19 protein-coding genes are annotated in these 18,145 nt (G+C 70.8%); 13 read left to right on the top strand and 6 right to left on the bottom strand.

Features of this window, described 5'->3' with window-relative positions; all coding sequences use genetic code 11:
- The first annotated feature begins 42 nt into the window (after nt 1-42).
- The 4 genes from B3G12_RS08265 to B3G12_RS08250 all read left to right on the top strand — a co-directional run bounded on the left by B3G12_RS08265 (nt 43) and on the right by B3G12_RS08250 (nt 3,333).
- A complete protein-coding gene (locus B3G12_RS08265; protein ID WP_244944892.1) occupies nt 43-516 on the top strand; it encodes a DUF805 domain-containing protein in 474 nt (157 codons plus the stop codon).
- A gap of 86 nt (nt 517-602) precedes the next feature.
- Entirely contained in the window at nt 603-1,520 is a 918-nt protein-coding gene (locus B3G12_RS08260) for a metal ABC transporter substrate-binding protein (RefSeq protein WP_144941387.1), read from the top strand.
- Complete coding sequence (locus B3G12_RS08255; RefSeq protein WP_144941389.1) at nt 1,517-2,467, top strand: metal ABC transporter ATP-binding protein; 951 nt, start codon at nt 1,517-1,519, stop codon at nt 2,465-2,467. Before B3G12_RS08260 ends, B3G12_RS08255 begins: the two co-directional genes overlap by 4 nt.
- A complete protein-coding gene (locus B3G12_RS08250; protein WP_144941391.1) occupies nt 2,464-3,333 on the top strand; it encodes a metal ABC transporter permease in 870 nt (289 codons plus the stop codon). Before B3G12_RS08255 ends, B3G12_RS08250 begins: the two co-directional genes overlap by 4 nt.
- A 122-nt stretch (nt 3,334-3,455) precedes the next feature.
- Here the strand turns inward: B3G12_RS08250 and B3G12_RS08245 are convergent, their stop codons facing one another.
- Nucleotides 3,456-4,070, bottom strand: coding sequence for a CGNR zinc finger domain-containing protein (locus B3G12_RS08245; protein WP_055085566.1), 615 nt, complete (start codon nt 4,068-4,070; stop codon nt 3,456-3,458).
- Nucleotides 4,071-4,196: 126 nt separating this feature from the next.
- Between B3G12_RS08245 and B3G12_RS08240 the strand changes: the two genes are divergently transcribed.
- Nucleotides 4,197-4,550 (top strand): VOC family protein, encoded by a 354-nt coding sequence (locus tag B3G12_RS08240; protein WP_055085568.1) that lies wholly within the window; start codon nt 4,197-4,199, stop codon nt 4,548-4,550.
- 114 nt (nt 4,551-4,664) lie between these two features.
- Here the strand turns inward: B3G12_RS08240 and B3G12_RS08235 are convergent, their stop codons facing one another.
- Nucleotides 4,665-5,351 carry a metal-dependent transcriptional regulator gene (locus tag B3G12_RS08235; protein WP_144941393.1) on the bottom strand — a complete coding sequence of 229 codons (687 nt, stop codon included), beginning with the start codon at nt 5,349-5,351 and terminating at the stop codon, nt 4,665-4,667.
- Nucleotides 5,352-5,631: 280 nt separating this feature from the next.
- On the opposite strand from B3G12_RS08235, the gene B3G12_RS08230 reads away from it, so the two are divergent.
- Nucleotides 5,632-5,913 carry a hypothetical protein gene (locus tag B3G12_RS08230; protein ID WP_186366767.1) on the top strand — a complete coding sequence of 94 codons (282 nt, stop codon included), beginning with the start codon at nt 5,632-5,634 and terminating at the stop codon, nt 5,911-5,913.
- A 39-nt stretch (nt 5,914-5,952) separates the two neighbouring features.
- On the opposite strand, the gene B3G12_RS08225 is transcribed toward B3G12_RS08230, so the two are convergent.
- On the bottom strand, nt 5,953-7,803 hold the full coding sequence (locus B3G12_RS08225) for a flavin-containing monooxygenase (protein ID WP_290499882.1): 1,851 nt from the start codon (nt 7,801-7,803) through the stop codon (nt 5,953-5,955).
- 579 nt (nt 7,804-8,382) lie between these two features.
- Between B3G12_RS08225 and B3G12_RS08220 the strand changes: the two genes are divergently transcribed.
- From B3G12_RS08220 to B3G12_RS08205, 4 genes are all read left to right on the top strand, one after another.
- A complete protein-coding gene (locus B3G12_RS08220; protein WP_144941395.1) occupies nt 8,383-9,009 on the top strand; it encodes a TetR/AcrR family transcriptional regulator in 627 nt (208 codons plus the stop codon).
- Between the two features lie 9 nt (nt 9,010-9,018).
- Complete coding sequence (locus tag B3G12_RS08215; protein ID WP_055085697.1) at nt 9,019-9,336, top strand: metal-sensitive transcriptional regulator; 318 nt, start codon at nt 9,019-9,021, stop codon at nt 9,334-9,336.
- A 69-nt stretch (nt 9,337-9,405) separates the two neighbouring features.
- Nucleotides 9,406-9,615, top strand: coding sequence for a heavy-metal-associated domain-containing protein (locus B3G12_RS08210; RefSeq protein ID WP_144941398.1), 210 nt, complete (start codon nt 9,406-9,408; stop codon nt 9,613-9,615).
- Nucleotides 9,608-12,112, top strand: coding sequence for a heavy metal translocating P-type ATPase (locus B3G12_RS08205; RefSeq protein ID WP_145011816.1), 2,505 nt, complete (start codon nt 9,608-9,610; stop codon nt 12,110-12,112). Before B3G12_RS08210 ends, B3G12_RS08205 begins: the two co-directional genes overlap by 8 nt.
- A 190-nt stretch (nt 12,113-12,302) precedes the next feature.
- On the opposite strand, the gene B3G12_RS08200 is transcribed toward B3G12_RS08205, so the two are convergent.
- From B3G12_RS08200 to B3G12_RS08190, 3 genes are all read right to left on the bottom strand, one after another.
- The gene (locus B3G12_RS08200; protein ID WP_144941402.1) at nt 12,303-12,731 is read right to left on the bottom strand and encodes a hypothetical protein; all 429 of its coding nucleotides are present in this window, start codon (nt 12,729-12,731) and stop codon (nt 12,303-12,305) included.
- A 78-nt stretch (nt 12,732-12,809) separates the two neighbouring features.
- The gene (locus B3G12_RS08195) at nt 12,810-13,451 is read right to left on the bottom strand and encodes a DUF308 domain-containing protein (RefSeq protein WP_244944891.1); all 642 of its coding nucleotides are present in this window, start codon (nt 13,449-13,451) and stop codon (nt 12,810-12,812) included.
- A 64-nt stretch (nt 13,452-13,515) separates the two neighbouring features.
- Complete coding sequence (locus B3G12_RS08190) at nt 13,516-15,108, bottom strand: PLP-dependent aminotransferase family protein (protein WP_290499881.1); 1,593 nt, start codon at nt 15,106-15,108, stop codon at nt 13,516-13,518.
- 113 nt (nt 15,109-15,221) lie between these two features.
- On the opposite strand from B3G12_RS08190, the gene pdxS reads away from it, so the two are divergent.
- The 3 genes from pdxS to B3G12_RS08175 all read left to right on the top strand — a co-directional run bounded on the left by pdxS (nt 15,222) and on the right by B3G12_RS08175 (nt 18,143).
- Nucleotides 15,222-16,151 carry a pyridoxal 5'-phosphate synthase lyase subunit PdxS gene (gene pdxS / locus B3G12_RS08185; protein WP_144941406.1) on the top strand — a complete coding sequence of 310 codons (930 nt, stop codon included), beginning with the start codon at nt 15,222-15,224 and terminating at the stop codon, nt 16,149-16,151.
- Entirely contained in the window at nt 16,148-16,834 is a 687-nt protein-coding gene (gene pdxT, locus B3G12_RS08180) for a pyridoxal 5'-phosphate synthase glutaminase subunit PdxT (protein WP_186366765.1), read from the top strand. Before pdxS ends, pdxT begins: the two co-directional genes overlap by 4 nt.
- 175 nt (nt 16,835-17,009) lie before the next feature.
- A complete protein-coding gene (locus B3G12_RS08175; protein WP_094393213.1) occupies nt 17,010-18,143 on the top strand; it encodes a trans-sulfuration enzyme family protein in 1,134 nt (377 codons plus the stop codon).
- Nucleotides 18,144-18,145: the final 2 nt, after the last annotated feature.

The raw sequence follows: 18,145 nt of genomic DNA, 5'->3' as shown, positions 1-18,145 counted from the left end.
CGGACCGCGCGCATCCGATAACCCCGCAGGAGGACACCACCCATGAGCTTGCCCCCTCAGCCCGTGTACTACGACACCCAGCCCGGCGAACCCGTGGGTCCGTGGCAGGCCGTCAAGAACTTCGTCCGCAGGGGCACCACGTTCTCCGGGCGGGCTTCCCGTTCCGAGTACTGGTGGATCGCGCTGTACACGGTCCTGCTCTCGGGGGCCTACGTGCTCGCGGAGGACCGCGGCTACCTGGCCTGGCCGGACGTGGACGGCGGATTCGCGATCGCTCTGCTGCTGCTGTCTCTGGTCCTGCTGCTCGCGGTGGTACTGCTGGCCATTTTCACCGCCGCCCTGTCCGTGCGACGCCTGCACAACTGCAACCTCTCCGGGCTGTGGTTCCTGCTGATCCTCGTGCCGTTCCTGGGCAGCATCGCCCTGCTGATCATGGCCGCCCTGCCCCCGGACCCGCGGGGCGTGCGCTTCGACGCCCAGCCCGCCCCCGGGACCGTCATGCCCGCCGGGAGGTAGGACCACGTCGCTCCTTGCCCGGGCCACCTCCCCGGTCTAAAGTTCGGTACACCGAACTTTAGGATCCACGGGAGCGAGGAATTGGGATGGGACGTCGTCCGGGATGGGCAGTGGCGGCTACCGCAGCCGCGGGTGTGCTGGTGCTGGGAGGCTGCGCGGGGGCCGAGCCCGGCGGCGGCAGCTCCGAGAAGCCCACCGTGCTGACTACGTTCACGGTGCTGCAGGACATGACCGCCGCGGTGGCCGGTGACCACGTGAGCGTGGAGTCCATCACCAAACCGGGCGCGGAGATCCACGACTACGAACCCACTCCACAGGACGTCACCAAGGCCTCCCGCGCGGACCTGGTGCTGGACAACGGCCTGCACCTGGAGCAGTGGCTCGAGCAGTTCACCTCGTCCGCCAACGTGGCCCACAAGGTGGTCTCCGAGGGCGTGGAAGCCCTGGACATCGCCGACACCCCCGGAACCCCCAACCCCCACGCGTGGATGAGCCCGCGCAACGGCGAGCGCTACGTGGACAACATCGTCACCGCACTCAGCGAGCTGGACGGAGAGCACGCCCAGCAGTTCCGGGACAACGGGGAGAAGTACAAGGAGCAGATCCGCGCGATCGGCACGGACCTGACCCGGAAGCTGGAGGCCCTGCCCCGCAACGAGCGCGCGCTGGTCACGTGCGAGGGCGCGTTCTCCTATCTGGCGCGGGACACCGGGCTCACTGAGAAGTACATCTGGCCCGTCAACGCGGAGCAGGAGGCCACCCCGCAGCAGGTCAGCTCCGCCATCGAGTTCGTGGACCGGCACAGGGTGCCCGCGGTGTTCTGCGAGTCCACCGTCTCGGACAAGCCCATGCAGCAGGTCGCGGAGGCCACCGGCGCCCGCTACGGCGGCACCCTCTACGTGGACTCCCTCTCGGAGCAGGACGGCCCGGTGCCCACCTACCTGGACCTGTTGCGCCACGACGCGGACACCATTGCCAACGGCCTGTCCGGGAGGGCGCGGTGACGCCCGCGATCCGGGCGAGCGGCGTCGTCGTCGACTACGGCCGCGTGCGCGCCCTGGACGGCGTGGACCTGGAGATCGCCCACGGGCAGGTCACCGGGCTGGTGGGCATGAACGGCTCCGGGAAGTCCACGCTGTTCAAGGCGCTCATGGGCACCGTGCGCCTGGAGGCCGGCGAGGTGCGGCTGGACGGGCTGGATCCCCGCACCGCGCGGAAGCAGGGCGTGGTGGGGTACGTGCCGCAGAGCGAGGACGTGGACTGGACGTTCCCACTGTCCGTGCGGGACGTGGTCATGACCGGGCGCTACGGGCACATGGGCCCCACCCGGCGGGCGCGTCCCGCGGACCGGACCGCCGTGGCGGACGCGCTGGAACGGGTGGAGCTCACGGAGCTGGCCGGGCGGCAGATCGGGCGGCTGTCCGGCGGGCAGCGCAAGCGCGTGTTCGTGGCCCGGGCGATCGCCCAGGGCGCGCGGACCCTGCTCCTGGACGAACCGTTCGCGGGCGTGGACAAGCGCAGCGAGGCGACCATCGTGAGGCTGCTGCACGAGCTCGCCGCACAGGGCTGCGCGGTGGTGGTGGCCACCCACGACCTGCACGCACTGCCGCAGCTCGCCGAGAGCGTGGTCCTGCTGCGCCGCCATGTGCTCTTCCACGGGCCGGTCGCGGAGGGGCTCACACCCGAGCACCTCGTGCGCGCGTTCGGCATGGACGTGCTCTCCGACCCGTCCTCCACGCGGTCCCCGGGGGACGACGACGCCGCTCCCGCGGACCGCACGCCGCTCACCGCGGGCGCGGCCCACGAGGGTCCGCCACCGGGCCCTGCCGCGGGGGACACCCCGGCGCCGGGCGCCGTCACGGCCCCGGGCGGCGTCGTGCCCCCGCGCAACGGATCCGCCGCCGTGACGGGACCCGGCGCACCCACCACGCACCGAGGAGGCCGCGCATGAGCGCCCTGGAGCTGTTCACCCAGCCGCTGGAGTACGAGTTCATGCTGCGCGCGCTGGTCACCACCGTGGCGGCGGCGTCCGTGTGCGCGGTGCTCTCGTGCTGGCTGGTGCTCGTGGGGTGGTCGCTCATGGGGGACGCCGTGTCCCACGCGGTGCTGCCCGGCGTGGTGCTCGCTTACATCCTGGGCATCCCGTTCACCGTGGGGGCACTGGTCGCGGGCGTACTGGCCGTGGTGCTGATCGGCGGGCTGCGCGGGACCAGCAGGGTCAAGGAGGACGCGTCCATCGGGATCGTGTTCACGTCCCTGTTCGCACTGGGGCTCGTGCTCATCTCCGTCACGCCGAGCCAGACGAACCTCAGCCACATCGTCTTCGGCAACGTGCTGGGCATCTCCGCGGCGGAGCAGCTGCAGATCTGCGCGCTGGCAGTGGTGGCGCTGGCGGTGATGGTGCTCAAGCGGCGGGACCTCACCCTCTACGCGTTCGACCCCCAGCACGCGCACGCGATCGGCCTCTCCCCCCGGTTCCTGGGCGGGCTGCTGCTGGGGCTGCTCGCGGTCACCTCCGTGGCCGCCCTGCAGGTGGTGGGGGTGGTGCTCGTGGTGGCCATGCTCATCATCCCGGGCGCCACCGCGCACCTGCTCACCGACCGGTTCGGGGTCATGCTGGTGATCGCGCCGTGCGTCTCGGCCACGTCCGCGGTGCTGGGCATCTACCTCAGCTACTGGCTCAACGCCTCCCCCGGCGGGCTGGTGGTGCTCGTCCACGCGGCGGTCTTCGCGCTCGCGTACCTGCTCAGCCCCGCGCACGGGGTGCTGGGCAGCAGGCTGGCGGCACGACGTCGCCGGCGGGCGGTGGCGGGGTAGGTCGCCTCCGCGCCCGGGCGGGGTCGGGGCGTCCCGTGCCCTTCCCCTGCGACACGAGACCTGCGTGTGCGCGTCGGGCAGGCGTCGATCCCCGCCGGGCCAAGGTTGCCCGGGCGGCAGCGCTATGAGCTCCGGTCCCTGGCCCGGGCGGCTCGCTTCCGTTCCTGCTGCCGAGCGTAGTAGGCGCGGGAGCGGTTCCGGTCCCCGCAATCTCTCGTGACGCACCAGCGCCGGTTCCGCCGGGGGGACGTGTCGAGGTAGACCCATCCGCAGGTGGCGTCCTCGCACTGGTGGAGGCGGTCGAGGTCGTCCCGGTTCATGAGTTCCACCAGGCCGCGCGTGATGCGGTGGCGGACGGTCGCCAGCGTGAGCTCGTTGTCGGACCAGCACCAGCCCGCACCGCGCCGGGACAGGTGGGAGTGGCCCAAGGTGTCCCGGAAGGCAGTGGCAATGGTCTCTGCGGCGTGCTCGTCACCGTGGAACAGGGCCTCGTAGAGCCGCTCGCGCAGCGCAACGACCCGATCCAGTTCAGCGGCGGCGGTGCACGGATCCTCTCCGGCAAGAACCCGGAGCTGTTCCTGCTCAGTCGCATCGAGCAGCCCGGACTCCCGGCACCACGTGAGCACGCGGTCGTAGGAGGTCAGATCCTCCTCCCGCGCGGGGCCGCCGAGCCGCCACTCCACGGTATTGACCAGGTCGAGCATCCGGTCGCCCGAAATGTGGCTGAACGCCGCCATGCACCCTCCTCACAGACAGGTCAAGTCTTGCATGTGAGGGGGATCCGGGTTTGACTCTCACAAGCAACATCAATTTCACCCGTGAGAGCCACGCACCGGCCGACCACTCGAGAAAAGAGGCCCCTCATGTCGCTCCGCCTGTCGCACACCACCTGGGACGCCATCGACCCGCACGCCGTCGCCGAGTTCTGGCGCGAGCTCACGAACTGGGCGATCCACGAACCCGACTGCTACCACCCGGGCTCCGACGAGTGCTACCTGGTGACCCCCGACGGCTACATCGTGCTCTTCTTCCGGGTCCCGGACGCCAAGAAGGTGAAGAACCGGGCCCACATGGACCTCATTCCCCAGGGAGCCTCCCAGGAGGAGGAGGTCGCGCGGGCACTTCGACTGGGGGCAGTCATGGTCGACGACCGCCGCCACGACCTGGGCTGGGCCGTCATGGCGGACCCCGAGGGCAACGAGTTCTGCATCCTCTGACCCGCGGCCTGGCGCAGGGTGGCGCCCGAGGGCCAGGGGACAGAAAGTCTCCGCCCTCGCACCCCTCTCTCTGTCGTTGGGCTTGCCGGGCTCGCCTCGACGGCCCCGGTCCTGTCAGGAACCGACCTCGCCCAGCGAGACCCAGACCGCGTCGGTGGCGGTCTGCCCGAGGGGGACGCTGCGAGCGCCGTCGTCCAGTACGGCCTGGACCGAACCCGAGTAGGGGCCGCCGGAGCGGATGTCCAGGGGGACCCCCACGCCGATGCCCTGCTCGGCGAAGAAGCGCAGCAGTCCCGAGTCCCGGTCCGAGATCCGTTCCACGCGCACGCGGGAACCGTCCGGGACGGTGGTGAGGGAGACGGCGTCGGGAGGGGTGATGGTGCCGTCCTTGGCGGGGATCGGATCGCCGTGCGGGTCGCGCGAGGGGTGCCGCAGGAGGTCGTCCAGGCGGTCGATCATGAAGTCCGAGACGGCGTGCTCCAGGTGCTCCGCCTCGTCGTGCACCTGGTCCCAGCGGTAGCCGAGCATCTCCACCAGGAACGTCTCGATCAGCCGGTGCCTGCGCACCATCTCCACCGCGAGCGCCCGGCCCTGCTCGGTGAGCTCGATGGCGCCGTACGGGCTGTGCGCCACGAGACCCTGCTCCGTGAGCTTCTTGAGCGCATCCGAGACGGTGGACAGCCGCAGACCGACCTTCGCGGCCAGCGCCGATGTGCTGATGGGCTCCGCGGACCACTCCCCCAGGTTCCAGATGGCCCTCAGGTAGTTCTGGTGGCTCACCGAGAGCTTTGCGACCGACATGGTGGGAGACTCTAGCAAGGCAGAGAACCTCGCACCGAGCAACCAGACGTCATGCAGGCGCTCCACGGCGCGTCCTGGTGCGGGAAGTTCATGTCGTGCGCATACACTCCGGTAGACCACCCGCTTGGGTGGAAGTCACACTAACCTGCCACCGCCCCGCCAGGCGGTTTACAGGTGGAGGGGAGGGGCTGCCGTGCTGCCCCCTCATGAACCGACGTCGAGCCCCCTCGGGACGACCGCAGCCGAGCCCTCTTCTCCCGTTCCCGCCCGCGTACCAGGCGTGCCGCTCGACGCCGTGGCCCGCGCCGCCACGAGGGGCATCCAGATCTACCCCTCCGTGGCCTCCGCGCAGTTCAGCATCACGGGCAGCCCTCTGGCTCCCGAGCTCACGGTCACGCTGGTCTTCACTCCCGCCCTGAAGAACCAGCGGATCAAGGACGAGATCCGCTACGAACTCATCCCGGGGCTGGAAGTCATCATCGGCGCCCCGTTCGCCCGGGTGACGCTGGACTACACGGATGCAGCACCCGCCTTCACCCCGGCACCCGAGACCGCCGCCTGACGGGGCGGCGGGAGCCGCCCTTCGACCCTTCTCTCGCGGTCACCGCACATGGTGCGATTCCTGCAGCTGATAGACGGGCGTGTCCATCCCCAGCTCCCGGGCCTTGAGCTGCAGCGCGAGGTACTTCGAGTAGTGGCGGGACTGGTGCAGATTGCCGCCGTGAATCCACAACTGCGGCACCGCTGTGGGCTTCCACATGTTGCGCAGCTCCCCTTCCCAGGGACCGGGGTCGCGGGTCGTGTCCGAGCCGTACCCCCAGCACTTGCCCACTGCGTCGGCAACCTCCGGCGAGACGAGATCCGCGAGCCACGCATTCATCGACCCGTACCCGGTCGCATAGACGAGCAGGTCCACGGGGACCAGCCGGTCGCCGTCGATGACCACCCCCTCCGGCACGACCTTGGTGACCTGACCGCGCTCCAGCTGGATCCGGCCGTCGATGATCAGCTGCGATGCTCCCACGTCGATGTAATACCCGGATCCCCGTCGCAGGTACTTCAAGAACAGGCCTGAACCGTCCTCGCCGAAGTCCAACTCGAAACCGGCATCGGTGAGCGCACGGTAGAAGTCCGCATCCCGCTCAGCCATCTGCTCGTACACGGGAATCTGCGCAGCCGGCAGCAGCCGGTACGGCCACGAGGCGAAGAGCATGTCGGCCTTCTCCGTGGTCACCCCGTTCTCCAGGGCCTCCTCCGAGTAAAGCGCGCCCAGCGCCAGCTCCCGCAGGGAGTCGCTGCGGGAGATGTGCGTGGAGGAACGCTGGATCATCGTGACCTCGGCGCCCTTCTCCCACAGGGTCGCCGCGATGTCGTGGGCCGAGTTGTTCGACCCGATGACCACAGCTCGCCTGCCCTCGAGATCTTCTTCCCCACCCGTGAACTCGGAGGAGTGACCCTGCCATCCGGCGAAGTCATCGGCACCTTCGAAACGGGGGGTGTTCGGGTAACCGGAGACACCCAGTGCGAAGACGAGCTGGGTGGGGTGCAGGACGACCTCCTCGCCACGGCGGTCCACCCGCACGGTCCACGTGCCCGTGCCCTGGTCGAACTGCGCGCCCAGGCACCGTGTGCCAGCCCAGTAGTCGAGTTCCATGATGTCCACGTAGTGCTCGAGCCAGTCCCCCATCTTGTCCTTCGACGGGAAGATCGGCCAGTCGTCGGGGAAGGGCAGGTAGGGCATGTGGTCGTACCAGACCGGGTCGTGCAGGTGCAGCGACTTGTAGCGTTTGCGCCACGAGTCACCCGCCCGCTCGTTCTTCTCGACGACAATCGTCGGCACGCCGAGACGTCGCAGCCGTGCGGCGAGCCCGATGCCACCCTGACCCCCGCCGATGATCAGCACGTACGGCTGCTCATCGAAACCGAGCCGGGCGTCCCGCTCCGCCCGGGACTCCTTCCACGTCTTGCGCCCCCGGGTGATCTCGTGGGTGACGCCGAGCTCACGGCGGGGGCCCTTCTTCTCCTCGTGCCCCGTCAGTTCCTGCAGGGTGGTCAGCAGTGTCCAGCAACGTCCGTCCACGAGCCTCAGGTGAGCCCAGCCACGCCCGGCGGCGGTCATGAAGTTGAGCCATGCCTCTGCGTTCTCGGCCGTGCCCGATGCGGGCTCGGCGAGCTGCCAATCGTGCGGATCGACCGTCGGCAGCTGGGCCTGGAGCATCGCCGCGATCTCATCGATGCCTTCGAGCGTCTTGAGGTTCCACGTGAATGCCACGAAGTCACGCCAGTAGCAGTCCTCGACGAAGAGTTCCCGCAACGCGTCCTCGTCGGGCGCACGGAGTGCCCGGTCGAAGGCGGCGAGCCACGTCTCGACGGCGCTGCTGGCCGCCTGCGGGTCGTCACTCACTGCGGAGCTCTCGCCGGGATCGGTTGCACGGTCGTGGGTCTGAGTCATGTCACTCCCTGATGTGGCTAGGCTATGATTTGGGTCACACTAGCGCGCTTCACCCGCCGACAACACCGGGCAGGACGAAAGCCCTGGGTCGCCACGATCTCCAGCCATCCGGTCCGCCGACCGCGCGTCCGGATCTGCGAGTGGATGACGCCGCCGCCCGCACCGTGAAGCCCCATGGCACCGAGGCGCGCAGAGGCCCGGCCTCCCAGAACACGGGAGCCTCGACGTCGGCCCGGGCGGCCCCCACTGCACATCGGCACCGTTGCCCCCCCCCGGTAACGGGGGGGCTTCATACCGAGCCCCTCCGGCTCCTCGGAAGGGAAGTGAGAAGCGGAACGGACAACGGTTGGCATCGTGCTGCGCATCATCGGGGCGCGCTCTTCCACTGCTCCAGCCGCCTCCTCATCGCGACGAACCCTTCGGCCCGGATCCCGCCCTGGTTCGGCGCACCTCCCTGCAATCCGCGGTCGCGCCAAAGACCCTCACGCCCGCCACCCAACAGCCCCCAAGGACCCCGCCCGCCCTGAGACCTGCCGGGCGCGCGGAGCGCGCCCGCGGCGTCGCCGTACCCTGGACGTCATGGACGACCCCGCCGACCCCCACCCGGACCGCCCGCAGGACATCCGTGTGACCCACACGCGCAGTACGATCCGCGAAGCGTGCCTGGAGCTGCTGGAGGCGCACGACGCCCGCAGCATCACCATCAGCCAGCTGTGCAAGCAGGCAGGGATCTCCCGCGGCACCTTCTACCAGCACCACTGCGGGCTCGACGACGTGTACGCGGACATCGTGCGCCAGGAACTCGCCCGCACCGCGAAGGATCTCGAGGAGTTCGAGGGCACGCCCGGCCACGACCCCCTGGAGCGCCTGGTGACGTTCGTGCACGCCCGCGGCACCGGCCCCGTGGTGATGATCAGCAACCAGCAGCTGGCCTCACGGGTGCGGCCCATCGTGGAGCAGTGGCTCACCGAACGGATCTCCCTGGCCTCCTACGGCACCGCGCTCGAGGACCTGGACACCGAGCGCCGGGCGCGCGCCTACTTCGTGGCCGGTGGGCTCGCCACCGTGCTCGGGCGGCAGGCGCGCGCGGCCACCGCCACGGCCAGCACGACCGCGATGACCGACCTGCTGCGCGCCTCGATGCGCACCGTCCTGCACCCGCACATGTCCACCACCACATTGCGACAATACCCCCCTAGGGTATAACTTCGAGGCATGAGCGCTTCCGAGACCCCGTCCCCCGGCTACACCCAGGACAAGACCGCGTACGCCCGCCGCCTCAAGCGCATCGAGGGCCAGGTGCGCGGCATCCAGCGCATGGTCGAGGAGGACGCGTACTGCATCGACGTCCTCACCCAGATCTCCGCCATCCAGTCCGCCCTGAAGTCCGTGAGTCTCGGGCTCATGGAGGAGCACCTGGGCCACTGCGTCAAGCACGCCGTGGAGCACGCACACGACACCGGGGACACCTCCGAGATGGACAGCAAGCTCGCGGAGGCCAACGCGGCCATCGCACGCCTGGTCAAGAGCTGAGCGCCCCAGACCACACGGGGCCGTCAGCCCCCCCCCCCCCGAGAACCCTCGAGAACCAAGGAGAACACCATGACCACCACCGTGAACGTTTCCGGAATGACCTGCGGGCACTGCGTCTCGTCCGTGAAGGAAGAACTCGCCGAGGTCCCCGGCGTCACCGCCGTGGACGTGGACCTGAACTCCGGCGGGATCTCCCCCGTGACCATCGAGAGCACCGGGGACCTGGACCTGCAGGCTGTCACCGAGGCCGTGGCGGAAGCCGGGTACAGCGTTGTCTGACCCCGACACCTCCCGCACAGCCACCGTGGACCCCCAGGTCCACGGACCCCTTCGCGAGCTGGACCTGGAGATCACCGGCATGACCTGCGCGTCCTGCGTGGGCCGGATCGAGCGGAAGCTGCGCAAGATCGAGGGGGTGCAGCCCGCGGTCAACCTTGCGCTCGAGTCCGCCGCGGTCCAGGTGCCGGCGGATGTCAGCGACCAGCAGATCCTCGACACCGTCAAGCGCGCCGGCTACCAGGCCACCATCACTGGAGGCGGGCAGCCGACGACGTCGCGCGGGGAGAGCGCCGAGGCGACGTCCCCCGGCGCGGCGGGTTCCGACAACTCGGGTTCCGACGCCGCCGGTTCCAGGACCGCGCGACTCTCCGGTTCGTCGTCAGACTCCGGCGGGGCACCCGGTGTCCGCGCGGCAGGCGCGCGGGGCACGACGTCGTCGCCGTCCCCGGGCGCCGCACCGCGCCAGGACCCCGGCGACCGCGAGGCGAACGAGCACCGCGACCCCGCTCTCGAGACCACCCCCGCCCAGCGGCGGATGGCCGACCTGCGGAAGCGGTTCTGGGTGGCCGCCGCGTTCTCCGTGCCGGTGCTCGTGATGTCGATGGTCCCCGGCGCGCAGTTCCCGCACTGGGGCTGGGTGGCCGCGCTGCTCGCCCTGCCCGTGGTCACATGGGCGGCCTGGCCGTTCCACCGGGCCACCGCAGTGGGCGCACGCCACCTCTCCACCACCATGGACACCCTCGTGTCCCTGGGCGTGGCGGCGGCCTACCTGTTCTCGGTGTGGCACCTGGTGGTGGACCCCGGCATGACCGCCCATGCCCACCCGGGCACGCCCATGGACATGTCCAGCCACCAGCTGTACTTCGAATCCGCAGCACTCGTGACCACCTTCCTCCTACTCGGCCGCTGGCTCGAGGCACGCGCCAAGTCCCGTTCCGGCGAGGCGCTCAGGGCGCTGCTGGACCTCGGCGCGCAGCAGGCGACCGTGGTCGACCAGGACGGCACCGAGCGCACCGTCCCCGTGTCCGAGCTCGCCGTGGGTGACACCTTCTTGGTGCGCCCGGGGGAGAAGATCGCCACGGATGCCGTGGTGGTGGAGGGTGAGTCCGCCGTGGACGCCTCCATGCTGACCGGGGAATCCGTCCCGGTGGAGGTGGGCCCCGGGGACGAACTGACCGGCGCCACCGTCAACACCACCGGACGGCTCCTGGCCCGCGCCACCCACGTTGGTGCGGACACCGTCCTCGCCTCGATGGGCCGCACAGTGGCCCGCGCCCAGGCGACCAAGGCCCCCGTGGCCCGGCTTGCGGATCGCATCTCTTCCGTGTTCGTACCCGTAGTCATGGGGGTCGCCCTGCTGACCCTGGTGGTGTGGCTGGTCGTCACCGGAGACCTCAACCGCGCGTTCGTCGCGGCCGTCTCCGTACTGGTGATCGCCTGCCCGTGCGCCCTGGGCCTGGCGACCCCCACCGCCATGCTCACGGGCACCGGGCGCGGCGCCCAACTGGGCATCCTCATCACCTCCGCGGAAGTTCTCGAGGACACCCGCTCCGTGGACACCGTGGTGCTCGACAAGACCGGCACGGTGACCCACGGAAGCATGGCCGTGAGCGAGGTAGCCCCGCTGAACTCGTGGTCGAAGGACCAGGTCCTGGACTTCGCGGCGGCCGTGGAGCGCTACTCGGAGCACCCGATCGCCCAGGCCATCGCCGCGGCGACCCCGCACCGCTACGACGTCACCCGCTTCGAGTCCGCCCCCGGCGGCGGGGTGCGCGGATACGTCCCGGACGGCATGAACGCCCGGGCGGTCGTCGTCGGGCGGGAGTCGTGGCTCGCGAAGAACGGCGTGAAGCTCGACTCCGAGGAGGCCACGGCCCTGAGCCGCGCCCGACAGAACGGCGCCACCACCATCCTCGTGGCGGTCGACGGGCGGCTGGCCGGATTCGTGGACCTGCAGGACACGATCAAGGAGGAGGCGCCGGAGGCCATTGCCGAGCTGCGTCGTCTGGGTCTGCGCCCCATGCTGCTCACCGGTGACAACGCCGCGGTGGCACGCTCCGTTGCCGCCGCCGTGGGGATCGACCCGCAGGACGTGGTCGCGGACGTCACCCCGGACGGCAAGGTCGAGGCCGTGGAAAAGCTGCAGTCGCAGGGCCGCGTGGTGGCCATGGTGGGCGACGGCGTCAACGACGCCCCCGCGCTCACCCGCGCAGACCTGGGCATCGCCATGGGCTCCGGCACGGACGCCGCCATGCAGGCCGCGGACATCACCGTGGTGCGCAGCGAGCTGACCGCGATCCCCCTGGCCATCAGGCTGTCCCGCAGGACGCTGGCCACCATCAAGTCCAACCTGTTCTGGGCCTTCGCCTACAACACGGTGGCCATTCCGGTGGCTGCGCTGGGCCTGCTGAACCCGATGGTCGCGGGTGCGGCCATGGCCTTCAGCTCAGTGTTCGTGGTCCTCAACTCGTTGCGGCTGCGGGGCTTCGCCCGCTGAGCACGGGGCCCGGCACGACACCCCGGGCGACCCCAGTGGGACCACGGACGCCGAGGAAACCGGTGCACCCGATTGAACCCACCGGCACATGGGAGGGGCCCCGGAGAACCAGAACGGTTCTCCGGGGCCCTTCGTCACGGGACGCGACGGCGTCGTGGCGGCGTCGCCACGGCCGCGCACCAAAGATCTGTCAGCGGGCGCTCGAACCCGGTTCCTCGCCCGTGGTGTCGGGGCGCACGCGCTGGCCGAACTCAGGCTCGCCGGAGGTCTTCCCCTCGGCCGCCCCGTCGGTCGCCTCGGTGCGGACGCGCTCCGCCTCCCGCCGAGCCTGGCTCTCGGCGAAGATCCTGGCGGAGGAACGGTTCACCCCGGTGCCCTGTCCCAGCTCCTCGGCGTTGGGCTTCTCGAGCAGCATGAGGGTGGCGCACACGACCACGGAGGCAATGAACGCGATGCCCGCCGCGATCAGGCCGAGGCCCACGCGTGCGGCGTTGTCGGTGCCACCGGCGGCCACCGTGGAGACGACCACGAACGCCACGACCGCCAGGACCACGGAGATGACCAGGGGCCCCTTGATGTCGGTTTTGCGCCGGCCGTCGTGCTCACTGCGCTGGGCCACGTGATTCCTCCTGGCGATGCTCTGGGTGTGGTTCGGGGGTGGGTCACGCCCATCAACCCGACATGTCAGTCTACGCGGTCAGGCCACGCGCTCCGGGCCCCGGCCGGTGCCGTCCGCCGCCCGCGCATCGTGGCGCAGGCTCAGTGCGGCAACCAGCTGGCTCACGCCGAGGATGATAGCGGCGCCGCCCGCGACCCCGAGCTCCGCCTTGGTCCCCAGGTTCTCCACGAGCACCATGCCCATGGCCGCGAACACGGTCACGACGCCGCACAGGCTCCAGTCCCGCCCCAGGGGGAACTCGCGGCGGAAGCGCATGCCCAGGACGAGCTCTGTAATGCCGCACAGCCCCATGATCACGGCGCAGAGCAGGACGAGCAGCCAGTCGCTGTTGGCGACCACGGCGGTGAGCGCTCCGCCGAGCACGTAGAGCACGCCGTAGGACTGGGGGATGCTGCGGCTCGCCCCAAGGTCCACGTCCTCCCGGCGGTTCAGGCGCACCTGCAGGAAGATTGCGGAGATCCCGGTGCCCACCAGGAAGAACGCCATGAGCCACCGGCCGGTGGTCAGGGACGGCTGCTGCCAGAACACGGTCACCGCCGCGAAGACCAGCGCAACCACGGCGCGCAGCAGCACGGGCGCCCACAGGTCGTGGCGCACGTCCGCCGCGCTGGTGCCGGGGCGGCTCTGTCCACCGTGCGGGGCGGAAATCTGCTGGGGCACGCCGAAACTCCTGATCTGCCGTGGTTGTTCCGGCCAGTCTAACGAGGGCGCCCCGGGGAGTTGCCTAGGAGCCGCCCGCCTCCCTCAGGATCCGGCGCAGCACCGCGGTTCCGCGCGTGAGATCCTCGTCCGATGCCGTGAGTCCCAGGACAAGCCCTTCCGCGGAGGACACCGCCGCCGTGCCCCCTCCCACGCCGTCCTCGCCGGGGCGCGCGGTCCAGTACTCCCGCAGCCCGCTCACCAGCACACCGCGCTCCCGGGCGAGCGCGAGCACCCGGGACTCGTCCGCCACCTCCACCACCGCGTGGGCCCCGCCGGCCATGGGCGCCACGGCCACACCGGGGATGCCGGCGAGGGCGGCGGAGACGAGCGAGCGGCGTCGTCGGAAGGATCGGCGCATCCTGGCCGTGTGCCGCTGGAACTCGCCCGAGCCCATGAAACGGGCCAGCGCGTCCTGACCCACGAGCGAGACGGGCGAGCCCAGGTCTGCGCGGGCGGTGAGCAGCCCGGGCAGCAGCGGTGCGGGGGCCACCAGGTGCCCGAGTGCCACCGAGCCGCCCAGGACCTTGGAGAAGCTGCCCAGGGTGACCACGGTGTCCGCGGGGGTGTCCAGGGCCCCGAGCGCGGGCAGCGGCTGGCCGGTGTGGCGCAGCTCGGAGTCGTAGTCGTCCTCGACCACCACCGTGCCGTGCTCACGGGCCCAGCCGAGCAGCTCCACCCGGCGATCCACCGTCATGGTGCCGCCCAGCGGATACTGGTGCCCGGGTGTGACCACCAGGACGTCCGGGAGTGCGGCCACGTCCCACCTGCCGGCCCCGCCCCAACGACCGGCGGGCAGCACCGCAGGGTCCAGCCCGTGCTGGTCCACCCGCACGGGCAGCGCGGTGTGCCCGGTGGCCTCGACCACGCGGCGCAGGGCCGGGTAGCCGGGATTCTCCACCGCCACGCGCAGGGGACGACGACGCGCGGTACCCAGCACGCGCAGCACCAGCTGCAGCCCGTCCCGCACTCCGGCGGTCACGAGGATCTCTTCGGGCGCGCGGACAATCCCCCGGTTCAGCCGCAGATGGTCGGACAGATGCCCCCGCAGGGATGTTTCCGCGCTGTCGCCCAAGGCCGTGGCTCCCGCGGCGTCCCGCCACGCACCGCGCCAGGCGGGGGTGTCCAGGGCAACCACGGGGCCTGCGCCCGGGCGGAGATCGAGGTGGGAGCCGGACCGAGCGACCCGGTTCCGCACGGAACCTGCCGCGCCCCGCCGTGCCGGCGTCCACCCCGCCGATGCCTTGGAAGGATCGCCGGGCGACGTCGTACCCGAACCCCCACGCCGCGCGGCGGCGTTGCGCTGCTCCCCCGGCGAGGTCGTGCGGAGGCTCGGAGCCGACCGCACGACCGGCGCGAGGGAGGGTGTGATCCGCGTGGCGCCGCGGTCGGCCACCAGATAGCCCTCGCCGTTCAGAACATCCCACGCGGCCGTGACGGTCCCGCGCGAGATGCCGAGCCGGGCTGCGAGCGCACGCGAGGACGGCAGGGGATCACCGGGGTGCAGCACGCCCCGGGCCACGAGCTCGCGGACCTGCCGGACGAGCTGCTCGCCCAGGGGCGCACCCGGGGTGCGGTCCAGCGTGAGCGGCAGGTCGATCTCGCGGGGATGGCGCACGGGCTCTCCTCGGGCTCGGTGGCGGACGCACCGCGCGTCCTTCAGAGTGGACCAGTCAATCTCTCAAATTCTGGTCCTACCATTGGACCACTTTCCGGGCCACGATGGTGGGCATGACTGAAGCCACCCAGACCTCCGCCCAGAACCCCACCCCTGTGACCGGCTCGCGCCTCGTGAAGCGCGGTCTCGCAGACATGCTCAAGGGCGGCGTGATCATGGACGTGGTCACCGCGGAGCAGGCACGGATCGCCGAGGACGCCGGTGCCGTGGCCGTCATGGCACTGGAACGTGTGCCCGCGGACATCCGCTCCCAGGGCGGTGTGGCCCGGATGAGCGATCCGGACCTCATCGAATCCATCATCGACACCGTCTCCATCCCCGTGATGGCAAAGGCGCGGATCGGGCACTTCGTGGAGGCGCAGGTGCTGCAGCACCTCAAAGTGGACTACATCGACGAGTCCGAGGTGCTCTCTCCCGCGGACTACGCCAACCACATCGACAAGCACCGCTTCGACGTCCCGTTCGTGTGCGGCGCCACCAACCTGGGTGAGGCGTTGCGCCGGATCACCGAGGGCGCGGCCATGATCCGCTCCAAGGGCGAGGCCGGCACGGGCGACGTCTCCGAGGCCACCAAGCACATCCGCACCATCCGAGCGCAGATCGCGGAGTTGCAGGCGCTGTACACCGCTGCCCCGGACGCCCTGTACGTCAAGGCCAAGGAGCTGCAGGCGCCGTACGAGCTCGTGGCCGAGGTGGCCCGCGCCGGGTCCCTGCCGGTCGTGATGTTCACCGCCGGCGGCGTGGCCACCCCCGCGGACGCGGCGATGATGATGCAGCTCGGCGCGGACGGAGTGTTCGTGGGCTCGGGCATCTTCAAGTCCGGCAACCCCGCCGAGCGCGCCCGCGCCATCGTGGCCGCGACCGCCTACTACGACGATCCCGCCCGCATCGCGGAGGCCTCCCGAGGCCTGGGCGAGGCCATGGTCGGCATCAACGTGGCGGACCTGCCCGCACCGCACCGCCTCGCGGAGCGCGGTTGGTGAGCGGGTCCCCCTCGCAGCACCACCCGCACGACGACGCCGCCCTGCCGGGCCCGAGCGCCCACCCCACTGTGGGCGTGCTCGCCCTGCAGGGCGGCGTCGTGGAGCACGTGCGCGCGGTGGAGTCCCTGGGCGCCCACGCCGTGAAGGTGCGCTCCGCCGACGATCTCGTGGACCCGGACGGCGCCCCCCGCATCGACGCGCTGATCCTGCCCGGCGGGGAGTCCTCCACGGTGGACCGGCTGTGCCGTACGTTCGGACTGTTCGACTCCTTGCAACGGGTGGTCCGCGGAGGCCTGCCCACGCTCGGCACGTGCGCCGGGCTCATCATGCTCTCCTCCGAGATCGAGGATCCGGCCCCCGGCCAGCAGTCCCTCGGGGTGCTGGACGTGAGCGTGAACCGCAACGCGTTCGGTTCGCAGGTGGCCTCTGCGGAGGTGGAGCTGGCGTGGGAGGGCCCAGCGAGCGACGTCGTGGCGCCCGGTGACGTGGTGCGCGCGGCCTTCATCCGCGCCCCCGAAGTGACCCGTGCGGGCGACGGCGTGGAAGTTCTCGCGCGCCACCGGGGTGCGGTGGTGGCGGTGCGCCAGGGCAGCGTGCTGGGCATCAGCTTCCACCCGGAGCTCACGGGGGACACCACCCTGCACCGGATGCTGCTGGAGCAGGTGGCCGCCCGCCGGGGGTGAGCACGGTCGGGGTGAGCGCCCAGACGAACTCGGGCAGGGCGCAGGACGCCCCCCGACCAGCACCGGGACGGGAAACCCCGGTGCGCCACATGCCGACTTCCGGCGCAACAGACTCGCACCGGCGCGCCGATCCGTGTAGACCTGGCCTCTCTGACTACTCACGACGGAGGAACTCTTGGCCGGCTTCACCACACGCACCATCCACGCGCTGCACGACGTCGCCCTGGGTGCCGTGGTGCCCCCGATCCACACCGCCTCCACGTTCCTGCAGCCCACCGAGGGCGGCGAGGGTCCCTTCGAGTACCAGCGCGGGTCGAACCCCACGCGCACCGATGCCGAGACCACCCTGGCGGCGCTCGAGGGCGCCCGGCACTCCTTCGCGTTCGCCACCGGCATGGCTGCCACCGGGGCCGTGCTCGGCACCCTGCACGCCGGTGACTCGGTGATCATGGGCCTGCCCGTCTACGGCGGCAACTACCGGTGGGCCACCATTGAGCTGCCCAAGCGCGGGATCACCACGCACTTCCACGACGACCTCAACCGGCTCTCGGACGAGGACTTCGACGAGAGCACGCGCATCGTGTTCCTCGAGACGCCGTCCAACCCCACGCTGCGCGTGACCGACATCCGACGTGTCGTCGAGCTTGCCCACCGCCACGGCGCCATGGTGGTCGTGGACAACACGTTCCTCACCCCGTACCTGCAGCGCCCGCTGGAGCTGGGCGCGGACGTCACCGTGCAGTCCGCCACCAAGTACCTCGGCGGCCACGGGGACCTGCTGGGCGGCGTGGTCAGCACCAACGACGACGAGATGGCCCAGCAGCTGCACCTGGCACAGATGGTCTCGGGCGGGGTGCTCTCCCCCATCGACTCCTACCGACTGATCCAGTCCGTGAAGACCCTCGGCATCCGCCTGGACCGCCAGCAGGAGAACGCCCACCGGATCGTAGAGTTCCTGCGCGGCCGGGACGAGGTGGCGCGAGTCCTCGTCCCCGGATCCTTCGACGAGGAGGAGGCCCGGATCCAGGAGGCCCAGGCGGACGGGCTCGGGGGGCTGTTCTCCTTCGAGCTCCTCCCAGGCAAGGACGTCCGGGCGTTCCTCGGCCGCCTGGAGATCTTCGGCTTCGCAGTGAGCCTGGGCGGCATCGAGTCTCTGATCTGCCTCCCCGCATCCATGACCCATGGGGCATACTCACCTGAGGACCGCGAGCTGGCGCACCTGAGCGAGAACCTGCTGCGCGTGGCCGTGGGCATCGAGGACGTCGAGGACCTCATCGCGGACCTCGCCCAGGCCCTCGACGCGGCCTGAGA

This window comes from Kocuria sp. UBA5001 (assembly GCF_002398425.1).
GTDB lineage: Bacteria > Actinomycetota > Actinomycetes > Actinomycetales > Micrococcaceae > Kocuria > Kocuria salsicia.
This window is presented reverse-complemented; position numbering and strand designations above follow the sequence as displayed.